The sequence below is a fragment of the Okeania sp. SIO2F5 genome (assembly GCF_010692685.1).
GTDB classification, from domain to species: domain Bacteria; phylum Cyanobacteriota; class Cyanobacteriia; order Cyanobacteriales; family Microcoleaceae; genus Okeania; species Okeania hirsuta.
In genome coordinates, this window is sequence record NZ_JAAHGU010000007.1 from 145,849 (window position 1) to 170,517 (window position 24,669).

Here is a 24,669-nt window from a genome sequence, read left to right on the forward strand (position 1 = left end):
CGCTATAAAAGTAAAAAAAAAGAGTGATTCTAAACTAATATTGTTAATCTAGCTCTAGAAAAACTCGGCTATAAAGTAGAAAAGCCAAAGGAAATTGATTACCCAGCACTTTATATTTCTATGGGTAATGGAGACTTAGAATATAGTGTTATTTATTACTTACCAGGACACGAAAAATTCTTTGAAAATGCTGGTGGTGAAGAAAAATTAGAAGGAGTTGGAATTTTAACTCCTAACGGAAGAAGTGGATATCAAATTGATAAAAAAACAGCCGATAAATATAATATTACTAACATTGAACAATTAAAAGATTCAGGAATTGCCAAGCTTTTTGACTCCGATGGAGATGGTAAAGCCAACTTAGTAGGTTGCAATCCTGGTTAGGCTTGTGAATTAATTATAGATAATCAACTTAAAGCTTATGGATTACAAGATACAGTAGAACAGAATCGAGGTCAATATACAATTCTTCTAGCAGATGCTATTACTCGCTATAAACAAGGAAAATCTATTATTTATTATGGCTTTAATCCCCACTGGATATATACAATTTTAAAACCAGGGGAAGATGCAATTTGGTTAGAAGTACCTTTTACTTCCTTACCAAAATCTATAGGAAATTTGACTGAAAAAGATACATCTCTAGATGGAAAAAATCTAGGTTTTCCCTTACTGCAACAGCATATTGTGGCTAATAAAAAATTCCTAGAAGACAACCCAGTTGCTCAACGATGGTTTGAATTAGTACAAATTCCAGTAGCAGATATGAATGTTGAAAGTTTACTTATTAAAGAGGGTGAAGACAAACCAGAAGATATTCTCCGTCATGCTCAGGAGTGGATAAAAAATAATCAGCAAAAATATGATATTTGGTTAGAAAAAGCGAGAAAAGCTGCTAATTCAGCATAAAAAAATTGCTGATTTTTTAATAATAAAATTGGTTTTAAATTTTATAAAAAAGCTGATACTACTTTTCACATTTTTAGGTTTCAGCTAATTCATAAATAAGTATAAATCAGAGCAAAAAATCAGGAATTAAATTAATTTTAAAATCCTGAAAAAAGTAGGAAGCATATTAACAAGCTTATTAATAGTTTTCACTTCCTGTCAAAAAACTCCTCCTGGAATAGTTACTATTCGTAGTGCCAATAGTACCTGGATACAAGAATTATTTCAAACTGAAGTAGTGAATATAGGCTTAGAAAAACTCGGCTATAAAGTTGAAAAAAACAAAAGAAATTGATTATCCGTCAATCTATATTTCTCTTGCCAATGGAGATTTAGAATATAGCACTGTTTACTATCAACCACAACACAATGAATTCTTTAAAAATGCTGGTGGAAAAGAAAAATTAGAAGGAGTTGGAAATTTAACTCCCAATGACATCCAAGGATATCAAATTGATAAAAAAACAGCCGATAAATATAATATTACTAACATTGAACAATTACAAAATCCAGAAATAGCCAAACTTTTTGATTCTGATGGAGATGGTAAAGCAAATTTAGTAGGTTGTAATCCTGGTTGGTCTTGTGAATTAGTGATCGAGCATCATCTTCAAGCTTATGAATTAGAGGATACTGTAGAAAATAATCAAGGACAATATGAAATTCTCTTAGGAGATTCAATGACTCATTATAAGCAAGGAAAACCAATTATTTATTATGCTTACGAACCTCATTGGATATCTGTAGTTTTAAAACCAGGAGAAGATGTAGTTTGGTTAGAAGTTCCTTTCACCTCCTTACCAAAATCTATGGGAAATTTGAGTGAAAAAGATACATCTCTAGATGGAAAAAATTTTGGCTTTCAGATAATGTAACAGCGTATAGTAGCTAATTAATAAAAAATTCTTAAAAAATAATCCAGTTGCTAAACGATGGTTTGAATTAGTAGAAATTCTAGTTGCCGATATGAGTGAGGAAAGTTTACTTATTAAAGAGGGTGAAGACAAACCAGAAGATATTCCGCTTCATGCTCAAGAATGGGTACAAAATAATCAATAAAAATATGATAATTGGTTAGCAAAAGCAAGACAAGAGACTGATTCATTAGACATCTCCAATAATAAAAAATAAAATTAATTACCCTACATAAATTATTGATTATTTCTGCCTATTCCCTACTCCCTCTTTTTTGAAGATATCTATTGTAAATAGAATTTAAGCAAAACACTATCCGTAATATAATTAATATAATCGTATATAGTAGTCAAAAACTATAACGTTTTATATATGTAGCGTTAAAGTCGCAAAAATCCCTAAATGAATGATTAACTAAACTAGAATAGAGTCTTCCTCTTCTCCTGTGAATCAGGATTGAGAAAAAAACGCTAGATGTAGTAATCAAAAACTATAACGTTTTATATATGTAGCGTTAAAGTCGCAAAAATTCCTAAATTGATGATTAACTAAACTTAAGTTAAGTCTTCCTCTTCTCCTGTGAATCAGGATTGAGAAAAAAACGCTAGATGTAGTAATCAAAAACTATAACGTTTTATATATGTAGCGTTAAAGTCGCAAAAATTCCTAAATTGATGATTAACTAAACTTAAGTTAAGTCTTCCTCTTCTCCTGTGAATCAGGATTGAGAAAAAAACACTAGATATAGTAATCAAAAACTATAACGTTTTATATATGTAGCGTTAAAGTCGCAAAAATTCCTAAATTGATGATTAACTAAACTTAAGTTAAGTCTTCCTCTTCTCCTGTGAATCAGGATTGAGAAAAAAACACTAGATATAGTAATCAAAAACTATAACGTTTTATATATGTAGCGTTAAAGTCGCAAAAATTCCTAAATTGATGATTAACTAAACTTAAGTTAAGTCTTCCTCTTCTCCTGTGAATCAAAATTTAGAAAAAAACGCTAGATGTAGTAATCAAAAACTATAACGTTTTATATATGTAGCGTTAAAGTCGCAAAAATTCCTAAATTGATGATTAACTAAACTAGAATAGAGTCTTCCTCTTTTCCTGTGCAAATATAAAAAAACCAAGAATAAACAGCCAATGTCTAGGCCAGAATCTAATCCTTCCCCAGAACAACCAGAAAAAATCCATTTACCTCGCACCAGCGAGTCAGAAACCCTCAAAAAAATTCGCCATACCACATCCCATGTCATGGCCATGGCAGTACAAAAGCTGTTTCCCAAGGCACAAGTAACAATTGGTCCTTGGATCGAAAATGGCTTTTACTATGACTTTGATACCCCAGAGCCATTTACAGAAGCAGATTTAAAAGCCATCAAAAAAGAGATGGTCAAAATCATTAAACGGGATTTACCCGTAATTAGAGAAGAAGTTAGCCGAGAAGAAGCTAAACGTCGAATTGAAGAAATTCAAGAACCTTATAAATTAGAAATCTTAGAAGATTTAGAAGAACCAATTACCATTTATCATCTTGGCGAACAATGGTGGGATTTATGTGCTGGCCCTCACATTGAAAGTACAAAGCAACTTAATCCCAAAGCAATTGATTTAGAAACTGTTGCTGGTGCTTACTGGCGCGGAGACGAAACCAAAGCCCAATTACAACGTATCTATGGTACTGCTTGGGAAACACCAGAACAACTGGTCGAATATAAAAGACGAAAGGAAGAAGCTCTCAAAAGAAACCATCGTAAACTAGGTAAAGAATTAGGACTATTTATGTTTTCCGACCTTGTTGGACCGGGATTACCTCTGTGGACTCCCAAAGGTACAATGTTAAAGAATTCATTGAAAGACTTTCTCCAACAAGAACAACAGAAACGGGGTTATTTACCTGTAGATACTCCCCATATTGCCAGAGTCGATTTATTCAAAACTTCCGGACATTGGCAAAAGTATAAAGAGGATATGTTCCCGATGATGGCTGAGGATGAGGAATCAGAAGCTCAGGAACAGGGTTTTGTTTTAAAACCAATGAACTGTCCATTCCATATCCAAATTTATAAACAGGACTTACGTTCTTATCGGGAGTTACCAATACGACTTGCCGAGTTTGGCACTGTTTACCGCCATGAAAAGTCTGGGGAATTAGGTGGTTTAACCCGAGTCCGAGGTTTCACTCAAGATGATTCTCATTTGTTTGTGACACCCGAACAACTTGAAGCCGAGTTTCTTAGTGTGGTAGACTTAACTCTATTTGTGTTTAAAAATCTACAACTAAATAATTTTAAGGCTAGATTAAGTTTCCGTGACCCTGACTCAGATAAGTACATTGGTTCTGATGAGGCTTGGGAAAAAGCTGAAGGTGCAATCCGTGGAGCTGTGGAAAAAATGGGTATGGATCATTTTGAGGGTATTGGTGAAGCTGCATTTTATGGCCCAAAATTAGATTTTATTTTCCAGGATGCTTTGGAGCGAGAATGGCAGTTGGGTACTGTGCAGGTAGACTATAATTTGCCCGAACGATTCGATTTAGAATATGTAGCTGAAGATGGCACTAGAAAACGTCCGGTAATGATTCATAGGGCACCCTTCGGTTCTCTAGAAAGGTTAATTGGTATTTTAATTGAGGAGTATGCAGGAGATTTTCCTCTTTGGTTAGCTCCTACCCAGGCTAAACTTTTACCAGTTAATTCTGAATTTTTACCTTTTGCTCAAGAGGTTGCTGCTCAAATGCGTAAAGTAGGTATTCGTGCTGAGGTGGATATTAGTAATGAACGTTTGGGTAAGTTGATTAGAAATGCTGAGAAGGCCAAAATTCCTGTAATGGCTGTAGTTGGAGCTAAGGAAGTCGAATCAAATAGTTTGAGTATTAGGACTCGTGCTGCTGGGGAATTAGGTTCTATAACTGTGCCAGAGGTAATTGAGAAGATGACTGGGGCGATCGCTAACTATGAAAATTTCTAGACTTTGATCTCAACCTTGGTTGAAGACTCATGCTCTCCTGGCAAGGTAGCGTCACATGGGAAAACCGAACATTGATTGGTTTTTCCAAAGCCTGTGATATAGCACTTAAATTAAGGTTGCTGGGCTAGGAGAGTGTCGGATTGGTGACGTACTGTGGAGCAGCCGTAAGACCAAAAAGAGGTTCGGCCTCGGAGACAGGTGCTATGTTTCGCTTCGCGACATGTTTGCGGAGCATTCCGATAGGAAAAAGCGCAGCTCCTCTGTCAAGAGGCAGCAGAAAGTCCCTATCAGTGATGGAGTGGGAATTTCACGTTGTCGCGTAAGCGCAACATCGGGAGGATTTCAAGTATTGTTGAACCTTACATGACACAACTATCATCAATTCCAATTAGGTTACTACATAAAAAAACTGGAAGTAATTAAAAATCAAAAATATACTTCGACTAATCTCCACATAAGTATTTACACCTGCTTTCTGATAAATTGAGAGGGGGTTTATTTATTTGACTTGTTATTTGATAAGCTCTTGATAGTATTTAAAAGTTTTGAATTGAATAATTCCTGAAAGGCCATAAATCAATAATGATTAGTCCCAAATTATACCATTAAATTATGCCAAATTGCATTTGATAGGTCTATCTATAGAAAGTAAAACTTTTCTTTGAAGACGATTAAGAAGTCTATATCAAGTTATACTTTGCAGGGATCATAAACATAGATGATTGACCAATATGTTATTAGCTATAAGTAATTATACTGGTAGCTGATAGCTCAAAGTGATAGTATTCTCTTTCAAAAGTTAAATCAGATTGTTATATTATTGATAGGTATATTACCTTCCTTATATTTAGAGCCAAGGTCGGCGATAATCTGACATATTTTGTTTGCGAAAGGCGCTAGAACATGAAAGCATCTAATTTAAAGGAACTATATGAGACCAAAAGGTTTCAAAATAATAAAATTAGAGATAAAAATGATTAATATCTTAAAGGTTCTTCTAAGAGGGGATGTGTTTTTCGCTTTTTTCTGCTGGGAAAGCGCAAAAATGCAAAGCACCAGATGTCGCTGTCCAATGGCTCACGTACAGCTAGGAACAGTGACTTAATAATATGAACTTTATGAATACTGCTAAGAAAAAAGTAGAATCTCTATTAAGTAAATTGCCAGATAATTGCTCCCTTGAAGATGTTCAATATCATTTATATGTAATTGAAAAAGTTCTTCATGGTTTAGAAGTAGCTGATAAAGAAAGAAAAATTACACAAGAAGAAGCTGAAGGGCTTTTGAGTAAATGGGTTATAAAGTAGTTTGGTCTTCTAAAGCTATAGATGATGTGGACGCGATTGCTTCCTACATAGCACGTGACTCTGTTTCTTATACTGCAGCAGTAGTCCATAGGATAATTAATGTCACCAAAAATTTGATTCATAATCCTTTACAAGGAGAAGTAGTCAAAGAGTTTGGGGATGAAAGTTACCGACAAGATTATGCTTACAGTTATCGAGTCCTTTATCAAGTTAAAGGTAATATAGTAATTGTTGCTGCGGTTATTCATGGAAAAAGGTTATTAGATTTATAGCTGATAGCGGTCGTGCCCAATCAAATATTAGTTCAGAACCGAGTTTCATTAGAAGCTCGGTTTCCTATCTTGGAGGTACAAAATTCTGGGGCAGTAGGGAGTGAGGGAGTGGGGGAGTAGCACGATTTTTTTTTATATAACTACAGCAGTTTTCTAGTCTTGGAGGTACAAAATTCTGGGGCAATAGGGAGTAGAGGTTCAATGACCCTGAATGATCGACTTTTATCAATTATGTAAACACTCTACAAAATCTAACGAATTGAAAACTCCTTAATTTAGTACTTTAATCAATCTATACTTCTCTTGATTTATCCTTACCGATAAAGGGTATAATACCCGACAGTCTACACGCTGTTGACAATTGCTTGGGGTTATAAGACAGGTAGTAGGTAGGTCGTTGACTACCCCCATGGAATTTTTCCAACAAGGTCAGTCCTAAATCCCTTCTTCCTGATTCCTTCTTCCTTCTTGAAGAGTCTTTAACTGTTACCAATCTTCCCATTTTACTCTACTTCCTGTATCCCAATCATTAATAGTATTATCCTGCTTTGTCATCCCCGGAGGTCGATAATTTATTTCCTCTTCCTCATCAGATTCTTTTTCCATTTCAACTTCTTCATTCTGGGAATAAATATTAGTCAAAGGTTCTACAACTTTAGCCAACGCATCTTGAATAAACAACTTAACAAATTCATCTTTTCTTGTTAATTGAAATTGTGTTTGTACTACCTCTGTAATGCCACCATCTCCCCAATCTTGATTATGACTAAAATATTCAATAAAACTCTTCCCAGCAATTCTAGTTAAATAAGCTGCACTTACTCCTTGAATTGCCTTCCCAATTAAAAAAGTTGCTATAGTTAATTGTAAAGCTGTAGAAATTAATTTAATCGCCCCTTCAACAATACCTAAACTAGCAAGTGTTTTAGCCAAAGACATTGCTAACTCTTGCCCTCTTTCAAAATTCAATTCACAACCATAAACTTTGCCAATTTCTATCACCATTTGAGCATTAACTGCTGCTGTGGCCAAAACATCTACTACAGGCAAAGGCGTAACAGTAATAACTCCTGCTCCTATCCACTGAAACCTTTCTACAACCTTCTCTGCTTGTCGTCGTCTTTGACCATCAATTAAACATCTTGCTTCTTCCCCTAAACGTTGAGATTTGAGCAAAATATTATCAGCAATCAAATCTTCTCCCTCAGCCCGCAAAATAGCAGCTATACGTCCGATTAAAGCCATAATATCAGGTTCTGGCTGATATATTTCTCCAGTCTCAAGCTTAACAGAATGAGGATGAGCAGCGATCGCCACAATATCCATCTTGCTAAACCCTACTAACCTTTCCCTCAACTTAACAATAATTGCTTTTTGGTCCTCTTCAGTGTAGAGGTCAATCTTATTAAAGACCACAAGCGATCGCTTACCAATGTCCACTAAACATTTCCAAGCAGCATATTCAGATTGCTGTAAATCATTATCAACCACAAATAATAATAGATTAGCCTCTGTCGCCAAAATTCTTGCCAGTTGACCCCTTTCCGTACCTGCGACTCCCGCTTCTAGAATTCCTGGAGTATCAGTAATCAAAATTTCTTTTTCCAATCCTGGCATTTTTAAATGATAGGTTTCTCCTACTTTGGTTGACCCCATAGGTGCTTCTACCCTACCCACCATCTGACCCATTAGCGCATTAACTACAGAAGTTTTACCAGCAGAACCCGTACCAAAAACAACTACTTTTACATCACCTCGTGCTAGACTAGCTTCTATTTCTTGTGAACGCTCTAATAACGCTTGTCGAGCAACCTCATCTTGAATCAATATAGCCTGTTGTCTCAAAGCTTTAAGAGATTCAGAAGCAACCTCAGATTTCACAGCCGGAATCTTAACTTTAACTTTTGAACCTCGTCGCCGTTGATTTTTTTGAATGGTATATAGTCTCAAATAATATATGAAAGCAAAAATGACTATTCCAATGAGGAAAATTAATAGTAATAGTAATAGGTTGGCCACAAATGGGGGGGCGGACCATGAAACTTGACTATATAGCCATGATAAAGAACCAATCAGCCAAATTATGAGCAATAAAATTAGGCTTAGACCTAGAATCAATATTAACAGGCGGGAAGTTGGCATTTCTACTTACTTGAAATCAGAGGTTTGAGGTCAAATCAGTTATGAGTTATGAGTTATGAGTTATCAATACCTCCTGAAATAGGGAAACTTTGAATATGCAGAATTTTCCTTTTTATCCCCTTTAATATCAAATCCAGTTGAACACTTATTATATATTTGGGGGGAGTAGGGCAGTAGGGCAGTAGAGGAGTAGGAGAAGATTGAAGGCTTGAAGTATAGTTATAAACATATACTATATAAATAACCGGATTCTATATAATAGGCTATCCATTACCGAATAATTAGGGATAGTTTCACACTGGAGACTTGAGACCTGATTTTTTTGGTCATATAGCAGGCAATAGCTAGTAGTGGGAAAAAAAGTGGACTTTATTCGATTCATAATCAGTCTATGTTCTAAGCAATATGGTTGTTATATCTAATACCATTTTCAAAAAATAATGTTACAAATAATCAGGGCAATCAAAAGACTTTACAGGAAATGTCCCTTTGACTAAAAAGATAACTTACGAACTAATAAATGGTATTGAAGTTATTCATTCTGACTCCTGACTCCTAAGAAATAACCTAGCTATTTGTAGCAAAGATTTATAAAGTTGGTATAAAACATCTTTGCTTTACAAGGTAATGGTCGGGAGTTTTTTTGACTTTAGAAATTAAATTAATCAAGAAAAAAGAACATCAGCTTTAAAAATCCCTATTATTTATTGGTATCCAAAATGTTTGAGTTGAAACACTATCTAAAATCTAAGACTTGAAAGCTAAGACATAAAGCAATGATAGATATTTAATTAAATGATAGATAACTTCAATGAGAAATTTAAATATTAAAATTTTGTATGTATGAAGCTATTTAAAAAACCATCAGAAGAAACACAATCAACTCCAAAAACTGCTTCTGACAATACTAATGAAATAGGTTTAGGAACATTTGGTGGTGTCTATACTCCCTCAATTTTGACAATTTTGGGTGTAATTATGTACCTCCGTTTTGGGTGGGTAGTAGGTAATGTTGGTTTATTGGGGACTTTGCTTATTGTCACTTTGTCCACAGCAATTACCTTTCTAACTTCTTTGTCAGTCAGCGCGATCGCTACAGACAGAATAGTCAAAGGAGGAGGTGCCTACTATATGATTAGTCGGTCTTTAGGTATTGAAACAGGCGGTGCAGTGGGAATACCACTATACTTTGCCCAAGCTCTATCAGTAGCTCTTTATACTATTGGTTTTGCAGAAAGCCTAGTAGATGCCTTTGGTGGTCTTAACCAACTATATGTAGCTCTAGCTACAACTATAGCAGTGGCAGTCTTAGCCATAACTTCGGCAGAGATTGCTATTAAGGCCCAGTATTTTATTATGGTCGCGATAATTCTATCTCTACTTTCATTTGCATTCGGACATCCACTAGAAACAACAAACATAGAAATTTTGGGAGCTTCAGAGAGAGTATCGGAACCATTTTGGACAGTTTTTGCAGTCTTCTTTCCAGCCGTCACAGGTATTATGGCAGGGGTGAGTATGTCTGGAGACTTGCGAGAACCTAGCCGTTCAATTCCTGTAGGTACTTTGTCAGCAGTTGGTACAGGGTATTTAGTCTATATGATACTACCAATTATCCTGTCTATGCGGGCCGATACTACTACTTTAATTGAACAACCTCTGGTGATGAAGGAAATGGCTTTTTGGGGGCCAGCAATTTTGTTGGGAGTTTGGGGGGCAACTCTTTCCAGCGCCATTGGTAGTATTCTGGGAGCACCAAGGGTTTTACAAGCTTTAGCAAGAGATGGAGTTTTACCTAGTTGGTTGTCTTTTCTGGGTAATGGCCATGGGCAAAATGATGAACCCAGGATTGGTACAGCGGTAACTTTATTTGTTGCTACTGCCACGGTTTGTATTGGTGACCTGAATATTATTGCCCCGGTGCTGACAATGTTTTTTTTGACAACCTATATGGTTTTAAATGTTTCAGCAGGTATAGAAGGCTTTTTGCAAAGCCCCTCTTTCCGTCCTACATTTAAAGTCCATTGGTCATTATCAATGTTGGGAGCCCTTGGTTGTCTGGCAGTGATGTTTTTGATTAATGCTGTGGCTACAGTTATTGCTGCTTTGATAGTGCTGGCAATATTTATCTGGCTACAGCGTCGGGAGTTAGAGACAACTTGGGGGGATGCTAGACGCGGAATATGGATGGCGTTGGTGCGTGAAGGAATTCTTCAAATAGGTGAAGAAGATACTAAAAATTGGCGGCCACATATTTTAGTCTTGTCTGGGATACCAAAAAAACGTTGGTTGTTGATTCAATTTGCAGATGACCTAACTCATAATCGAGGTATGATTACGGTCTGTAGTGTTTTGCCTAGTGCGTCTCGCGATGTCTCGCAGCAAAGTGATATGCAAGATACAATTCGTGAGTATTTGGACAAGCGAGGGGTACAAGCTCTGGTGCGAGTAGTCACTGCTACAGATTTTTTTGATGGTGCTAAACTCTTGGTGGAAACTTATGGCATTGGGCCACTTACGCCAAATACTGTTGTACTTGGAGATAGTCAGGAAGCTTCAAGGCGCGATCGCTACTGTCAGTTGATTAGTCATATTCATAAGGCTAAGAAAAATGTAGTGATTTTTCAAGAAGACAGCGATCGTGGTTTTGGTCAACATCGTCGAATTGATGTGTGGTGGGGTGGTTTACAAAATAATGGTGGCTTAATGTTACTTCTAGCATATTTGCTGCGCACAGATATGGATTGGCGGAATGCGGAAATTTATTTGAAATTGGTAGTACCGGAGCAAGCAGCTATTCAACCGACTCAGGCAAATGTTGATCGTGTGATTCGAGATTTACGAATTAGCGCCAAATCTCAAATTTTGGTTTCTAATGGTCGTCCTTTCTATGATATTTTGCATGAGTCTTCTCAAAATGCTGACTTGATTTTTCTGGGAATTCGGACTCCTGGGGAGAATTTTACTAAGTATTATGAGGATTTACAGTCCAAAACGTCTAATCTTCCTAGTACAGTATTTGTTCTAGCAGCACCAGGTTTTTCTTATGGCGAAGTTCTCAGCGATCGCTAGTTATCATTAGATAATATTTTAGGCATATGAAGTCAATAAATCAGGAGCGGTAATGTAGATAAATTAATATCTCCCGCTCCAAAAGTGTAAAAATTGGAGCAGGATTCTGATCTTTTCTGATCTTTAAAGTTATATTCTAGAAAAGTTTGTGGTCGTTTTTTAATAATTAATCAGGGGGTAATAGTGCCTTAATCTGACTGACAAATTCTTGATGATCCACTACTGGTTTAGAAATATAACTATCCGCACCACTTTGCTTCAAAAAAGATTCTCGATCACCTGCCATAGCATGAGCTGTCACTAATATGATTGGTATTTTATCCGTTTTAGGGTCAGCTTTAAGAATTTGAGTAATTTTAATCCCATCAACAGATTTACCCTGGTAAACACTACGAGCTAGAGAAACATCCATCAAAATCAAGTCTGCTTCCCCTGAGTTAGCCATTTTTACTACTTCTTCCACATCTTCTGTGTGTTTAACAGCTAAACCACCTCTTTTTGTCAAAATCTTGGAAAAAACTCTAGCATTAACTTGATCGTCTTCTACAATCAAAACAGTTTTCATATAGGCCTCCCACTAAATACTCGTAAATGTAAAAACCCCATTATAAAGTTTAGACTAAATTTTTTTATAGATAGGGAAAGCCAACTTAGTTTAACTAGTTTCAGTTTAATCAATTAAAAATTCCATAATCACTTACTAAACTAACTAAATAGCTATTGTTTTAAATTTTTCTAATGGTTATCTATGAGTTTTTGGACGTCTACCTCACCAGGAAGAAGCTTAATAGTCCAATCTTATTTGTATAAAGATTAAGAGCTTATTTTCTTCTGACTGCTATGATGATCACGAAAGTAATCTAGAAATACTACTTTTAGCAGCTCCAATGCAGGAATCTAAAACATCAATAATCATACATACTTATCGAGGTAAGATTTCAATTCCTTCAGCATAATAGAGGTTAACATACTTTACCCTCATGTAGTTGTACGACTACCTAAAGTGACATAGCAGATATTTTCGATCTGCATAGCTTTCAAAGTATTAGTTGGCTAAGTAGGTAATATTTTAAGCTTTAACCTAAGTTTGTGCTCAATCAAATATAAATAATTATTCCTATCATCAACTATGGTCAAAAGATTTGAGGTGTGTTAGCTACGATCTCCAAAAAATCTTGTGTACATTAAAAAAAATAGAGAAAAAAGTTACTACTGTCAGGATCTGTAAAAATATTAAATTTACTTTGCCTTAATTAGAACAAAACATTCTTCAATACACTCCAATTAGTAAACTGATGCGCATATTAAATTGGGTAACACTTGTTACTTTTGAGAAAATTTAGGTATTTCATGCTGAAAATCTTAAATTGTCATAATATTTGGACTTAGCCTCTCAATTGTGCTTTGTCATTTTTTTTTATAAATAGTAATCTAAATAGCAACTCATGGCCAAACAATTAAATCTACTCTCCGGACAAGTCGTTACTGCAGCGCTGCACATCGAAATGCAGCAATCATATCTTGAATACGCCATGAGTGTGATTATTGGTAGAGCTTTGCCAGATGTCAGAGATGGACAAAAGCCAGTGCATCGTCGAATTCTATATGCTATGCATGAACTTGGTCTCGCCCCAGACAGACCATTTCGTAAATGTGCCAGGGTAGTCGGAGATGTTCTGGGAAAATATCATCCTCACGGCGACCAAGCTGTTTATGATGCCATGGTACGGATGATTCAAGACTTTTCCAGTCGTTATCCATTAATAGATGGACATGGTAACTTTGGCTCTATCGATAATGACCCTGCTGCTGCTATGCGCTATACAGAAAGTCGTTTGGCATCTATTAGTAATGAAGGTTTACTTACCCAAATTAGTGAGGCTACAGTTGATTATACCAACAACTTTGATGGCTCTCAGCAAGAACCTACTGTATTACCGGCACAATTACCTTTTTTATTACTTAATGGCTCTTCTGGTATTGCAGTGGGAATGGCGACTAATGTTCCGCCACATAATTTGGGAGAAGTAGTAGATGGCCTTATTGCTTTAATTGATAATCCTAATCTTTCTGATGAAAAGTTATTTCGATTGATTCCTGGGCCTGATTTTCCTACTGGTGGGGAAATTGTTAGTACTGACGGAATTATTGATGCTTATACTAAAGGTAGAGGTAGTATTCCTATCAGGGGAGTGGCCACTATTGAGGAAGTTCCTACAGCTCGTGGGCGTCGCACAAAAAGGGCTATTGTGGTGACAGAGTTGCCTTACCAGGTTAATAAGGCGGGTTGGATTGAAAAAACTGCAGATTTGGTTAATGCGGGTAAAATAGAGGGTATTTCTGATTTGCGAGATGAGAGCGATCGCTCTGGTATTAGGGTTGTAATTGAGCTTAAACGTGAAGCTGATCCTAGTGTTGTACTTCACCACCTCTATCAGCATACTGATTTACTTTCAAAGTTTGGTGCTATTATGTTGGCTTTGGTGGATGCACAACCACGACAGTTATCTCTACGAGATTTTTTACAGGAGTTTATTAGTTTTAGGGAGCAAACTTTAACTCGTCGCTACAGTAATGATTTGGAAATAGCTCAAGGGAGGTGTCATATAGTTGAGGGTTTGCTCAAAGCTTTAAAAGATTTGGATGCTACGATTGATATTCTCAGAAATGCTCCTGATGGTAGTAGTGCTAAGGTTAGTTTTCAGGAAAGTTTGGGTTTGAGTGAAAATCAAGCTGATGCTATTCTGGCAATGCCAATGCGTAGACTGACTGGTTTGGAAAGGCAAAAATTGGAGGAGGAATATGAGCAACTGAGGGGGAAAATACAAGAGTTACAGGGTTTATTGAGCGATCGCCGTTTACTTCTAAGATCGCTGAAAAAAGAATTACGGACTCTAAAGCGCAAGTATGGCGATCCTAGACGTACTCGAATTATTGTTCAAGCAGAATCAAATGTTTCTGTTTCTCCACAAAAGGGTAATGTAGAAGTTGGTAATCAAGAAACAAATAAACAAGCTAAAGGTAGAGGTAGAAAATCAAAAGGTACAGCTGTTGAATCACAATTTTTGACTTTGGAAGCTGCTCCACCACCGACTGAAGAAGTTGTTATAGAATTTACTCACCGAGGATATGTAAAACGATTACTTGCTAAAGAATTTGAGAAGCATCAAATTGATAAAAAATCTAATATTACTGTTGAAAATAATGATGATTTTACTATTAATATTATTGAGGCAACTACAGACCAAACTTTAGTGGTATTGACTCGTAGTGGTAAAGCTTATCCTCTGAAAGTAAATGATATTCCTTCTGGTTCTAATCGTTCGACAACACGACATGAATATAAGGGTGTACCTTTAGTAACATTATTATCACCGTCAGCAACTAAAGAAATGACGGATGCTCGTCAGGAGTTTATTATTGCTCAATTTGTTTTACAGGAGGCTGAAGAAAATAAGGATTTAATCATGTTGACTCAAAATGGTAAAATTAAGCGTTTACCTTTGTCTGATTTAAGTGATATTACAAATCGCGGTATAACAGTAATTAAACTAAAGGAAGAGGATGAATTACGTTATGCTAATTTAGCTCAGGTAGGGGAACAAGTAGTTTTGGCAACTTCTGGGGGGAGATTATTAAGATTAGAAATAGATGAGGAACAGTTACCTTTAATGGGACGTACTGCACAGGGGTCTCAAGCAACAAGATTAAGAAAGCAAGAGGAGTTGGTAGGTTGTGTGACTTTGGATGGAGAAAGCAATTTATTTTTAGTTTCTGAACAGGGTTATGGAAAGCGTATTGCTATTGGTTCGTTGCGAGTTGCTAATCGTGGTGGTATTGGTCAGAATGCTTTTCAGTTTACGAGACAAACTGATGTTTTGGCAGGAATTGTTGTTAGTAGGTCGGATGTAGTAGCTCAGATGTTAACAACTGAAGGAAAAGTATGTGGAATGATGGTGGATTCTGTTAAAGTTTATGGACAGGATGATAGGGGGAATCGGTTGGTGAAGTTGGGGGCAAAGGAGAGGATTATTAAGGTGGTTGGTTATTGATAGCAGAAGTAAGAAGGAAGAGGTTCAACAATGAATAATGAATAATGAATAATGAATAATGAATAATGAATAATGAATAATGAATAATGAATAATGAATAATGAATAATGAATAATGAATAATGAATAATGAATAATGAATAATGAATAATGAATAATGAATAATTACCTCTCCTTGAAAAGAAGAGGATTGACTAAAAGAATAATTTTTTCTTTTTTATCCTTTAAAGGAGAGGCTTTAAACCTTAATTATTCGGTAAATTTTAACATGAGGTTAGATATTTCCCTAGCTTTTACACAAATGATACTAACGGACATGATATTATTAGGTCTTAATTTACATTTTCAGTCCAAGGAAAATCTCCTGGACGTGTCTTTTAACTGTCCTTATTATTAATAACATTCTTTTTCCAAATTACTATTATAGAGAATCGGAAAAATTATAAATCTCTTTGATAAACTTTATAAACCAGGTTTGTTATAACTATATTTAGGGTTTGTGATCAAAAGTCTTTTAGTAGGGGTAGGAGACAGGAGACAGGAGACAGGAGGAATGGGAATTATAGAGGAGGTAGGAAGAAGAGTTGTCCGCAGATTGTTCTGCTTTTTTTGCCCTCAATACTAACTTTTTGAAGTTTTTATGCCAAAAACAAGCTCACTTTTTTCGCTCCAAAAAGGCTAAAACTAATACCATTCAATGCTTTGAAATTTAATCAGCAAGCCCTAGTTACTATTATTTAGAAGCAAAAGCTTCCCAACTAGATATCTGAACTTTAAACCCTACATCATGAAAACGACGAATAGTTGTCTCTTCATCTTCAACCCAAAATTGCCGACCAAACTGTACTAAATGTTGTTGTTTTCCATCAGATATTAATGCTCCTATTGCTACCTTTGCTTTTTCCAGATCACCAGAAGATTGTTCTTCAAGAATGGCTTTAATTTGTTCAAATAAAGAATCATTTTCAGGAATAATATTTACTGGTATTTGTAAGATAATTATTTGTCTTTGTTTCGCAGAACCATTTTCAGTTATTAATAATTCAGGGTCTTTTTTCGGAGGATTTTTTTGACTTTCTAATTGCTCTATTGGTTTTTCTACTTCTACAATAGGTTGGTTAATTTCTATCTCTTCATTTCTCGATTCATTTTGATAATTATCTAATTCTGTCACTGGTTTTTCATGTTGTTCTACTGCATCTGCCATTACCTTTTCTAATTTGTCTGCACCATCTACCAATAACTGACTTTCATCATCCTTCCTATCAACTTTTCCAGTCAAGACTAAAAGAGAACTTTCTATTAGTAAATTTTTAATTTCTTCATATATTTTCGGAAAAACTACTGCATCTACCTGCCCAGTCATATCTTCTACTTGCAGAAATGCCATGCGATCGCCTTTTTTTGTAATATGAGGTTTAATTCCAGCTAACATTACCAATAATTTTATAACTGACTTAGATTTTTTTTCCTTCATTTCAGCAATAGAAATAGCATCCGAAATTTTATTTTGCTCCTGTGCATATTTGAGAGGATGGTCGGATACATAAAATCCTATAATTTCTTTTTCATACTGCAATTTTTCTTTAGCTGGAAAATCTGAAACAGTGGAAGATTTAGGAGCAGAATCAAAAGCAGGCATTGTTTTTTCTGCCACATCAAATAAACTTAATTGCCCTATATCCCGGTCTTTATTTCTATCTTGCGCCCATTTCATTACACCTTCTAAATCTTTGATTAATTGGTGACGGTTTGATTCAATTTTATCGAAAGCTCCACATTTAATTAAAGATTCTAAAGTACGACTATTAAGAGCGTTAAGATTAACTCTGTCACATAGATCGGCTAAAGACTTAAATTCTTCCCCTTCTTTTCTTGCTTCTAAAATTGCTTCTATTGCTCCATCGCCTACATTTTTTACTGCTGATAATCCAAATAAAATTTTATCTTTTGTTTCTCCTGTAGTTACTTTTGGCAAAGGAGTAAAATCTACTTCTGACTTATTAATATTCGGCGGTTCGACTTCGATATTAAACTTCTGACAATTAGCTATATATTTTTGTACTTTATCTTGGTCACTACTATTAGCAGTTAGTAAAGCTGCCATATATTCGACTGGATAATTAGCTTTTAAATAAGCAGTTTGATAAGCTACATAAGCATAAGCTGTGGAATGAGATTTGTTAAAGCAGTTAGAAGCAACTAACCCATTTGCTAAGACAAAGTTATGGTCTTTAGCTACTCCAATATCATAAACATTTTCTGTTTTTGCCAGCTTGCGAGAAACAATTTTAACCACGACGATAACTCCTTAAAATCTGTTCTATTTTTGCTTTTTTGTAATCTAACCCTAGATCAGGTATTTGATAAACCCAATTGTAAAATTGCTGAATATGCTCTTGACTATAAATTCGCCAATAGTAAACGGATTCTGATTGGTGCTGAACAACCTTGCCCATGTCAAGGTAATTTGACAATGCCTCTGCCCAAGGGTATGAACCAACAATGCAGACTAACCCACCACTTCTACCCTGATTAACATAGGCACATCCATCACCATCAAAATATCCTAGTAAATAACTACTAAAGTATTGAGCTTCTGGAAAATAATAAGCACCTGACTCAGTGCGTCCAACAACCACAGCATATTGCTTTAGTGCTGTTGCTAGTTGTTTGGAAGAAAAGTTAATCCGATAATGAGGAGCATATCCCTGTGGAAAGGTAATAGTACGGATATCCCCGGTGTATCTCAACTCAGCTTTAAACAACTTAACTAGAGAAAGTTCGGTTGACTCATAAACAACGTAATTCGTTGAAGTTACACAGCCATCTGCAGCCATTAACCCAAGTAAATATGCTTTCTTTTGCGAGTCAATCGTATCGAAGTATGCCTCATCAAGACTATAACGATTCTTTCGTTTAGTATTAATTCCTACTTCTGCCAAGACTCGTGGAACTGAGCGTTTACTTACATTGAGAAAATCTGGAATTTCTCGGCATTCCATTCCCCCCTCAAATGCTTGAACAATCTGTTGCTTCAATTGAGGTGTTAACTGACGATAGGAAAGTTCCATTGTGCTATATTTCCTAAACACTTCAAATCTAAATTACGCTCAAAAATTTCATCAATAGGCAGCATTTGACCATCTTCAGTCATAAACTTATGTTCTGGTGTTGCTCGAATAACCGTTCCATCTTCCAGACTATACTCATAAACTTCCTGCATACCCCGATTATGCCATTGGGCAATTGGTTGTGTATAAATATATCCATTTTTATCTACCGTATAAACAGTACATTCAATCTTATCTTCTACAATTTTACCAATAGGAATAGCACCATATTCTACAGTCATAATTTCTGTCTCATAAGCCAAACAATATTCAGCGAATTTAATCATCTGTTCAAACAAATCTTGTGCCACGGCAGAATGAACACCTCTTTGAGTCGCACCATCAATAAATATTTCTCGATGCTTTTCCATTTCTGAAACTTTCTTTTTACCCATGCAATTGTGAACTATAAAATCATTGGCAATAAAATTATGAGTTTCGGAAATTGTCAAATCAAAAACTTCTTCTTTGCCAATATATTCTATAGAAGTAATCTCATCCCAAAAAACCTCAGAATTAGCTATGGCTTTTAAATCTTCATCTACAAAAGCTGTGGCAAAATTATTAACTTTATAACGGGATAAACTCCTAGTTGGAGTATTTTGAAAATTTAAACCTGACGACATAGTGCCACGACATACTCCCACAGCTTTATCTATTTCTGTCCAAGTCATTCCACTAGCTTTTTTAGCTTCTGCAATTAGGGTAAGAATTTCTGGAGGTAGACAATGTTTAGATTGATTTTTTTCTCTTAGGGAGTAGGGAGTAGGGAGTAGGGAGTAGGAATTAGTAATTCTGGTTCCAGAAAATAGGAAAGAAGAAAAAGAACCATTCCTTATAAGTCTGAGAAATTCTATATCTTGAATAACTAAATAACAACTTTGACAAAGCTCCTTTTTGTAACTACTTAAATATGGTTGTATCAATTCACAAAACTTGAGCATATCCTCACGTCCTGTAATTTGAACTTGATAAGAAAGATAAGGTTTACCTTGATATTTTATCTTCTTAATATTGAACAGAGAAACTATACCTAAACGTAGAAGTAAATGTTGGATTTGTCTGACTAAAACTTCTGAGGTAGAGTTATATTCTGTATACCCAATTGTTTTGTTTGTACGGACGTTGTATGCAACATCCCTACTACCATCTGTTGACCATAAAATTCCTAAGAAAAGTTGTAACTGACTCTTAGACAAATAAAATACCCAATCAGGAATTTCTTTATCCCGTGAATTAGCAAGTTTGAGATGATTATCTACCCAATGATTAAAAGCTGAAAGAAAACCTATACGAACATAAGTAACTGATTTTTTTCCTTGATGGAGTTGTTGATCGATAGGCGCTAAAGAACCAAATAATTCTTCTGTACAGCGATTAAAATCAGCAATTAATTCCGCATCACTATTACAGAAATAACTACACGAAAAACTCTTAGTAGATAGATGTCCGTCACCTATTAAATAAGCAGTAAGTTTAATTTGAGCATCAGATATTTCACTGCCATGATTAATCGGAATTTTCTTTGGTAAACCTAAGCGATCGCCTACAGAAAAATCTTTTAAAGGTTTCCATCCTAAAACTGTATAAAAAAGATGGTCGTTTGTAGCTTTAATTTTCCGATTTGTACGAGTGGTAATTTCCCAAACATCTCGCACACCATTAGGATGAATTTCTGTTATTGGTTTTTGCACAATTTGTTGAGTTTTGGTGTCTAAAGAAAATACTTTTCGACTTAACCAATACTCAGGTTTAGCAGCTATTTCTTTGAGAGTAACTAAGTTGCCTGTTGCTGCATCTATTACTTTTGTTGAACCACTCAAACAACGACGTAATAAATCTGCTTCTCCCAAAGAATATCCTGCTAAATCTTGAGCCATTTTCATAATTTGTTCTTGGTAACAATTATGAACAACTACTCCTTCAGCTAGAAAATAAGGAGAAGCTTGGTCTTCCATTTCCAAATCAAAACATTCTGCTTTTCCTGCTTCTTCCACCGAGACAACATAAACAAGTCTGACATCCTGTAAATGATTTTTTTCGTATATCTTTATATCAGACTTTTTCCGATTTTTTGGCTGAGGTTTATCTAAAAAATTTAAGGTAGGTTTTTCCTGAGCAAACTTCTGATTTTTCCGACTCAAAGTATCTGTCTGAGAAATAGAATTTTCTGAAAGAGTTGTCAAAGGAAAATAGGAAATCTGTAGATAGTTTTCTCTCAAATTTTCCCTAATTTCTAGTTTCTGTCTATCTAAGAAATTTGTCTGTCTAAATAAAGTAGCTTTTTCACGGGAAAACTTCTGATTTTTCCGACTCAAAGTATCTGTCTGAGAAATAGAATCTTCTGAAAGAGTTGTCAAAGGAAAATAGGAAATCTGTAGATGTCTTTCTCCAGATTTTTCCCCATTTCCCCACTTCCCTCTATCTAAGAAATTTGTCTGTCTAAATAAAGTAGCTTTTTCCCGGGAAAACTTCTGATTTTTGCGACTGAAAGTATCTATCTGAGAAATAGAATCTTCTGAAGTAGTTGTCAAAGGAAAATAGAAAATCTGTAGATGGTTTTCTCTAAAATTTTCCTGATTTTCTTGCTGAGGCTTATCTAAGAAATTTGTCTGTTTAAATAAAGTAGCTTTTTCCCGGGAAGAATCCAGATTTTTCCGACTCGAAGTATCTATCTGAGAAATAGAATCTTCTGAAGGAGTTGTCAAAGAGAAAGGGAAAATCTCTAGATAGTTTTCTCGGAAATTTTCCTCATTTCCCCAATTTTTTCTATCTAAGAAATTTGTCTGTCTAAATAAAGTACCTTTTTCGAGGAAAGACTCTAGATTTTTCCGACTCGAAGCATCTGTCTGATAAATGGAATTTTCTGAAGAAGTTGTCAAAGTAAAATAGGAAATCTGTAGATAGCTTTCTCTCAAATTTTCCCAATTTTTCAGCTTCCCTCTGTCTAATAAATTAGTCGGTTTAAATAAAGTATCTTTTTCCAGGTTCCTTATATCTGATAAATTTGTCTGTTTAAAGAAAATACCTTTTTCCAGAGAAAACTCCTGATTTTTCCGACTCGAAGTATTGGTGTGAGAAATATAATTTTCTGAAGGAGTTGCCAAAGGGAAATAGGAAATCTGTAGATAGTTTTCTCTCAAATTTTCCTCATTTTCTGCCTTGAGTCTATCTAAGAAATTTGTCTCTTTAAATAAAGTACATTTTTCCAGAGAAAACTCCTGATTTTTCCGACTCGAAGTATTGGTGTGAGAAATATAATTTTCCGAAGAAGTTGTCAAAGATAAAGAGGAAATTTGTAGATGGCTTTCTCTAGATTTTTCCCCATTTTCTGGCTGAGGTATATTTGAACAATAAGCTTCATTTTTACCTAGTCTTTTGTTATTACTAGAAACCTGCCATTTTTCATAAACAGCAGAACCATAAATATTACCGTTTTTAACTCCTGATTCTAATTCCCAGGCAAACTTATCTCCTTCCGGCGTTAAAAAGCGATGGTTTTTTCCCGCATAAATTACCGTTCCGCTAGACAAAGTAATTTTCAATATTTCCCTAACACCACTCCGCCACTGTTTAGCAACTTTTGCCTGCCAAACTTTCCTACCATCCGAAGTTAAAATTATCTCCCCACTCTTAATATTTTCGATCGCCTCTCTCGAACCATCTGGTTGATCGATTAAAGTTCCCTTTGGCAGACACAAAACTCCATAAGTTTCTTGCAAAATTGGTTCTAACTTTGGATGTTGGTATTCAATTTTCTCCCGCCCATGTTTCCGGTCAATAAATTTAGGAATTAAACCCGCATCTAAAGGTCCGGGGCGATACAAAGCCAATATAGAAGAAATATCTTCAATAGAAGTAGGCTTCAATTTTTTCACCACATCCACCATGCCAGAAGATTCCAACTGAAATACTCCTTCCAAGTCTCCAGACTTTATCAATTCGTAGGTCTTTTTCACATCCTCTGGCATTTTCTTAATATTGCCTCTCGCCAAAATTTCCATTGCCTTTCTTTCATTAGCTGGTAACTCATCTGGAACTAAAGGAAGATGATGATTTTGCTCAATCAAATCGGCAGTATTCTGAATAATAGTTAAATTTTTCAATCCCAAAAAATCCATTTTCAACAAACCAAGGGATTCTATATCTTCCATGTGATACTGAGTAATCACAGCTCCATCATTATTCCTTTGTAAAGGCACAATTTCATCTAGGCGTTCCTTAGAAATTACTACCCCTGCTGCGTGTACTCCAAAAGTCTTATTAGTACCCTCAATTCTGATTGCCATATCTATCCATTGACGAACAGAAATTTTACTAACTTTTCCGGCTTGATTATCTTCTATTTGAATTTCATTATTTTCATAAGCTTCCTTAAATTCAGGAGAAGAAGTCTCATCAGAAATCATCACTTTTAACTTAGCTGGTTTACCCCGTGCAACAGGAATTAACTTTGCCATTTTATTCGCTTCCCCAAACGAAACTCCCAACACTCTCCCCACATCTTTTAATACTGCCTTAGATGTCATCCGGTTAAAAGTAATAATTTGGGCAACTCTCTCTTCTCCATACCGTTCAGTCACATAATCAATCATTGCATCTCGGTTTTCAATACAAAAATCTGTATCAATATCTGGCATTGACTTCCGTTCTGGATTCAAAAATCTTTCAAATAACAAGCCATGATGCACCGGATCTATATTAGTAATTCGCAAAGAATAAGCAACCAATGAACCAGCAGCACTTCCCCTACCAGGTCCAACAGGAATATTTTCATCTCTGGCATATTTTATATAATCCCAAACCACCAAAAAATATGTAGAGAAACCTTTATCCTGAAGAACTTTCAATTCAGTTTCCATCCGCTCTTTATAAACTGGGGAAATTTCACTTCTTTGTTTAAGTTTCAGTCTTTCTAATAATCCATCCCAGGAAAGTTTTTCTAGATAAGTATCAGCATTATGGTCTGGTGGAATCGGATAATCAGGAATTCTTGGCTCTCCTAAAATTCCCTCATATTTTTCAACTTTCTTTTCTACTTCTAATGTATTAGCGATCGCCTCTTCTATAACTTTATCTTCTAGATGGTCTCTAAATAGTTGTTTCATCTCTTCAGCAGACTTTAAATATTCGGTACCGCTATACCGCATCCGTTTTACTTCAGAGATTAATTTTTGAGTATTAATACACAACAAAGCATCGTGTGCTTCTACGTCTCGACAAGAAATAAAATGAGAATCGTTTGTGGCTACTATTTTTATCTTTAATTTATTGGCAATTTTGACAATTCCAGTATTTACTACTCTATCTTCTGGGAAACCATGGTCTTGTATTTCTAAATAATAATCTTCTCCAAATAAATCTTTGTACCACTTAGCTATTTTCTTGGCTTCATCTAATTTTCCCTGCATAATATTTTGCGGTACTTCTCCTGCCAAACACCCGCTAGTTACTATCAGACCTTCGTGATATTTTTCTAGTAATTCTTTATTAATACAAGGTCGAGCAAATATGCCTTTTCCTTGAAAACCATGTAGATGAGAAAGAGTTGTTAGTTTGACTAAATTTTTATAGCCTTGAGTATTTTTTGCTAATACGACTTGGTGAAATTTTTTGCCTCTTTGTTGTTTCTCAATTTCTCCATTTATCACATACATTTCATTGCCAATTATGGGTTTAATTCCTTTATTTCTACACAGTTTAATTAATTGAATCGCCCCATACATTACTCCATGGTCTGTCAGAGCAATGGCTGGCATTCCTAGTTCTACTGCTCTATCTATTAATTGTGGTAATTGGGATGCCCCGTCTAATAGGCTATAGTCGCTATGAATATGTAGGCCAACAAATGACATTTTTTTTAGATTTTAGAA

11 protein-coding genes and 1 pseudogene are annotated in these 24,669 nt (G+C 35.4%); 7 read left to right on the forward strand and 5 right to left on the reverse strand.

The genetic code is table 11. The features are described from left to right. Window positions 1–39: 39 nt before the first annotated feature. The 5 genes and pseudogenes from proX (F6K27_RS04895) (at window position 40) to F6K27_RS04915 (ending at window position 6,418) form a co-directional block, all read left to right on the forward strand. Window positions 40–909: pseudogene (gene proX / locus F6K27_RS04895) on the forward strand (glycine betaine/L-proline ABC transporter substrate-binding protein ProX). A 311-nt stretch (window positions 910–1,220) separates the two neighbouring features. Further along, the gene (gene proX / locus F6K27_RS04900; protein ID WP_287273533.1) at window positions 1,221–1,823 is read left to right on the forward strand and encodes a glycine betaine/L-proline ABC transporter substrate-binding protein ProX; all 603 of its coding nucleotides are present in this window, start codon (window positions 1,221–1,223) and stop codon (window positions 1,821–1,823) included. Window positions 1,824–3,012: 1,189 nt separating this feature from the next. Continuing rightward, complete coding sequence (gene thrS / locus F6K27_RS04905; RefSeq protein WP_287273531.1) at window positions 3,013–4,839, forward strand: threonine--tRNA ligase; 1,827 nt, start codon at window positions 3,013–3,015, stop codon at window positions 4,837–4,839. Between the two features lie 1,118 nt (window positions 4,840–5,957). Beyond that, window positions 5,958–6,146, forward strand: a complete 189-nt coding sequence (locus F6K27_RS04910; protein ID WP_044136527.1) for a hypothetical protein — start codon at window positions 5,958–5,960, stop codon at window positions 6,144–6,146. Continuing rightward, a complete protein-coding gene (locus F6K27_RS04915; protein WP_124145038.1) occupies window positions 6,131–6,418 on the forward strand; it encodes a type II toxin-antitoxin system RelE/ParE family toxin in 288 nt (95 codons plus the stop codon). The genes F6K27_RS04910 and F6K27_RS04915 overlap by 16 nt, the downstream gene beginning before the upstream one ends. Before the next feature lie 486 nt (window positions 6,419–6,904). On the opposite strand, the gene F6K27_RS04920 is transcribed toward F6K27_RS04915, so the two are convergent. Beyond that, complete coding sequence (locus F6K27_RS04920; RefSeq protein ID WP_287273530.1) at window positions 6,905–8,560, reverse strand: YcjF family protein; 1,656 nt, start codon at window positions 8,558–8,560, stop codon at window positions 6,905–6,907. An 843-nt stretch (window positions 8,561–9,403) separates the two neighbouring features. Between F6K27_RS04920 and F6K27_RS04925 the strand changes: the two genes are divergently transcribed. Continuing rightward, window positions 9,404–11,632 (forward strand): amino acid permease, encoded by a 2,229-nt coding sequence (locus tag F6K27_RS04925; RefSeq protein ID WP_287273529.1) that lies wholly within the window; start codon window positions 9,404–9,406, stop codon window positions 11,630–11,632. A gap of 166 nt (window positions 11,633–11,798) precedes the next feature. On the opposite strand, the gene F6K27_RS04930 is transcribed toward F6K27_RS04925, so the two are convergent. Further along, on the reverse strand, window positions 11,799–12,197 hold the full coding sequence (locus tag F6K27_RS04930; protein WP_287273528.1) for a response regulator: 399 nt from the start codon (window positions 12,195–12,197) through the stop codon (window positions 11,799–11,801). 880 nt (window positions 12,198–13,077) lie between these two features. Between F6K27_RS04930 and F6K27_RS04935 the strand changes: the two genes are divergently transcribed. After that, window positions 13,078–15,684, forward strand: coding sequence for a DNA topoisomerase (ATP-hydrolyzing) subunit A (locus tag F6K27_RS04935; protein ID WP_287273526.1), 2,607 nt, complete (start codon window positions 13,078–13,080; stop codon window positions 15,682–15,684). A gap of 732 nt (window positions 15,685–16,416) precedes the next feature. Here F6K27_RS04935 and F6K27_RS04940 read toward each other — a convergent pair. The 3 genes from F6K27_RS04940 to dnaE are packed head-to-tail and all read right to left on the reverse strand — an operon-like array spanning window position 16,417 to window position 24,651. Beyond that, window positions 16,417–17,982: an OB-fold nucleic acid binding domain-containing protein gene (locus F6K27_RS04940; RefSeq protein WP_287273524.1), complete on the reverse strand. Its 1,566-nt coding sequence runs from the start codon at window positions 17,980–17,982 to the stop codon at window positions 16,417–16,419. Next, the gene (locus F6K27_RS04945; protein WP_287273522.1) at window positions 17,975–18,757 is read right to left on the reverse strand and encodes an endonuclease; all 783 of its coding nucleotides are present in this window, start codon (window positions 18,755–18,757) and stop codon (window positions 17,975–17,977) included. Before F6K27_RS04945 ends, F6K27_RS04940 begins: the two co-directional genes overlap by 8 nt. After that, a complete protein-coding gene (gene dnaE / locus F6K27_RS04950; RefSeq protein WP_287300845.1) occupies window positions 18,733–24,651 on the reverse strand; it encodes a DNA polymerase III subunit alpha in 5,919 nt (1,972 codons plus the stop codon). Before dnaE ends, F6K27_RS04945 begins: the two co-directional genes overlap by 25 nt. Between the last annotated feature and the right edge of the window lie 18 nt (window positions 24,652–24,669).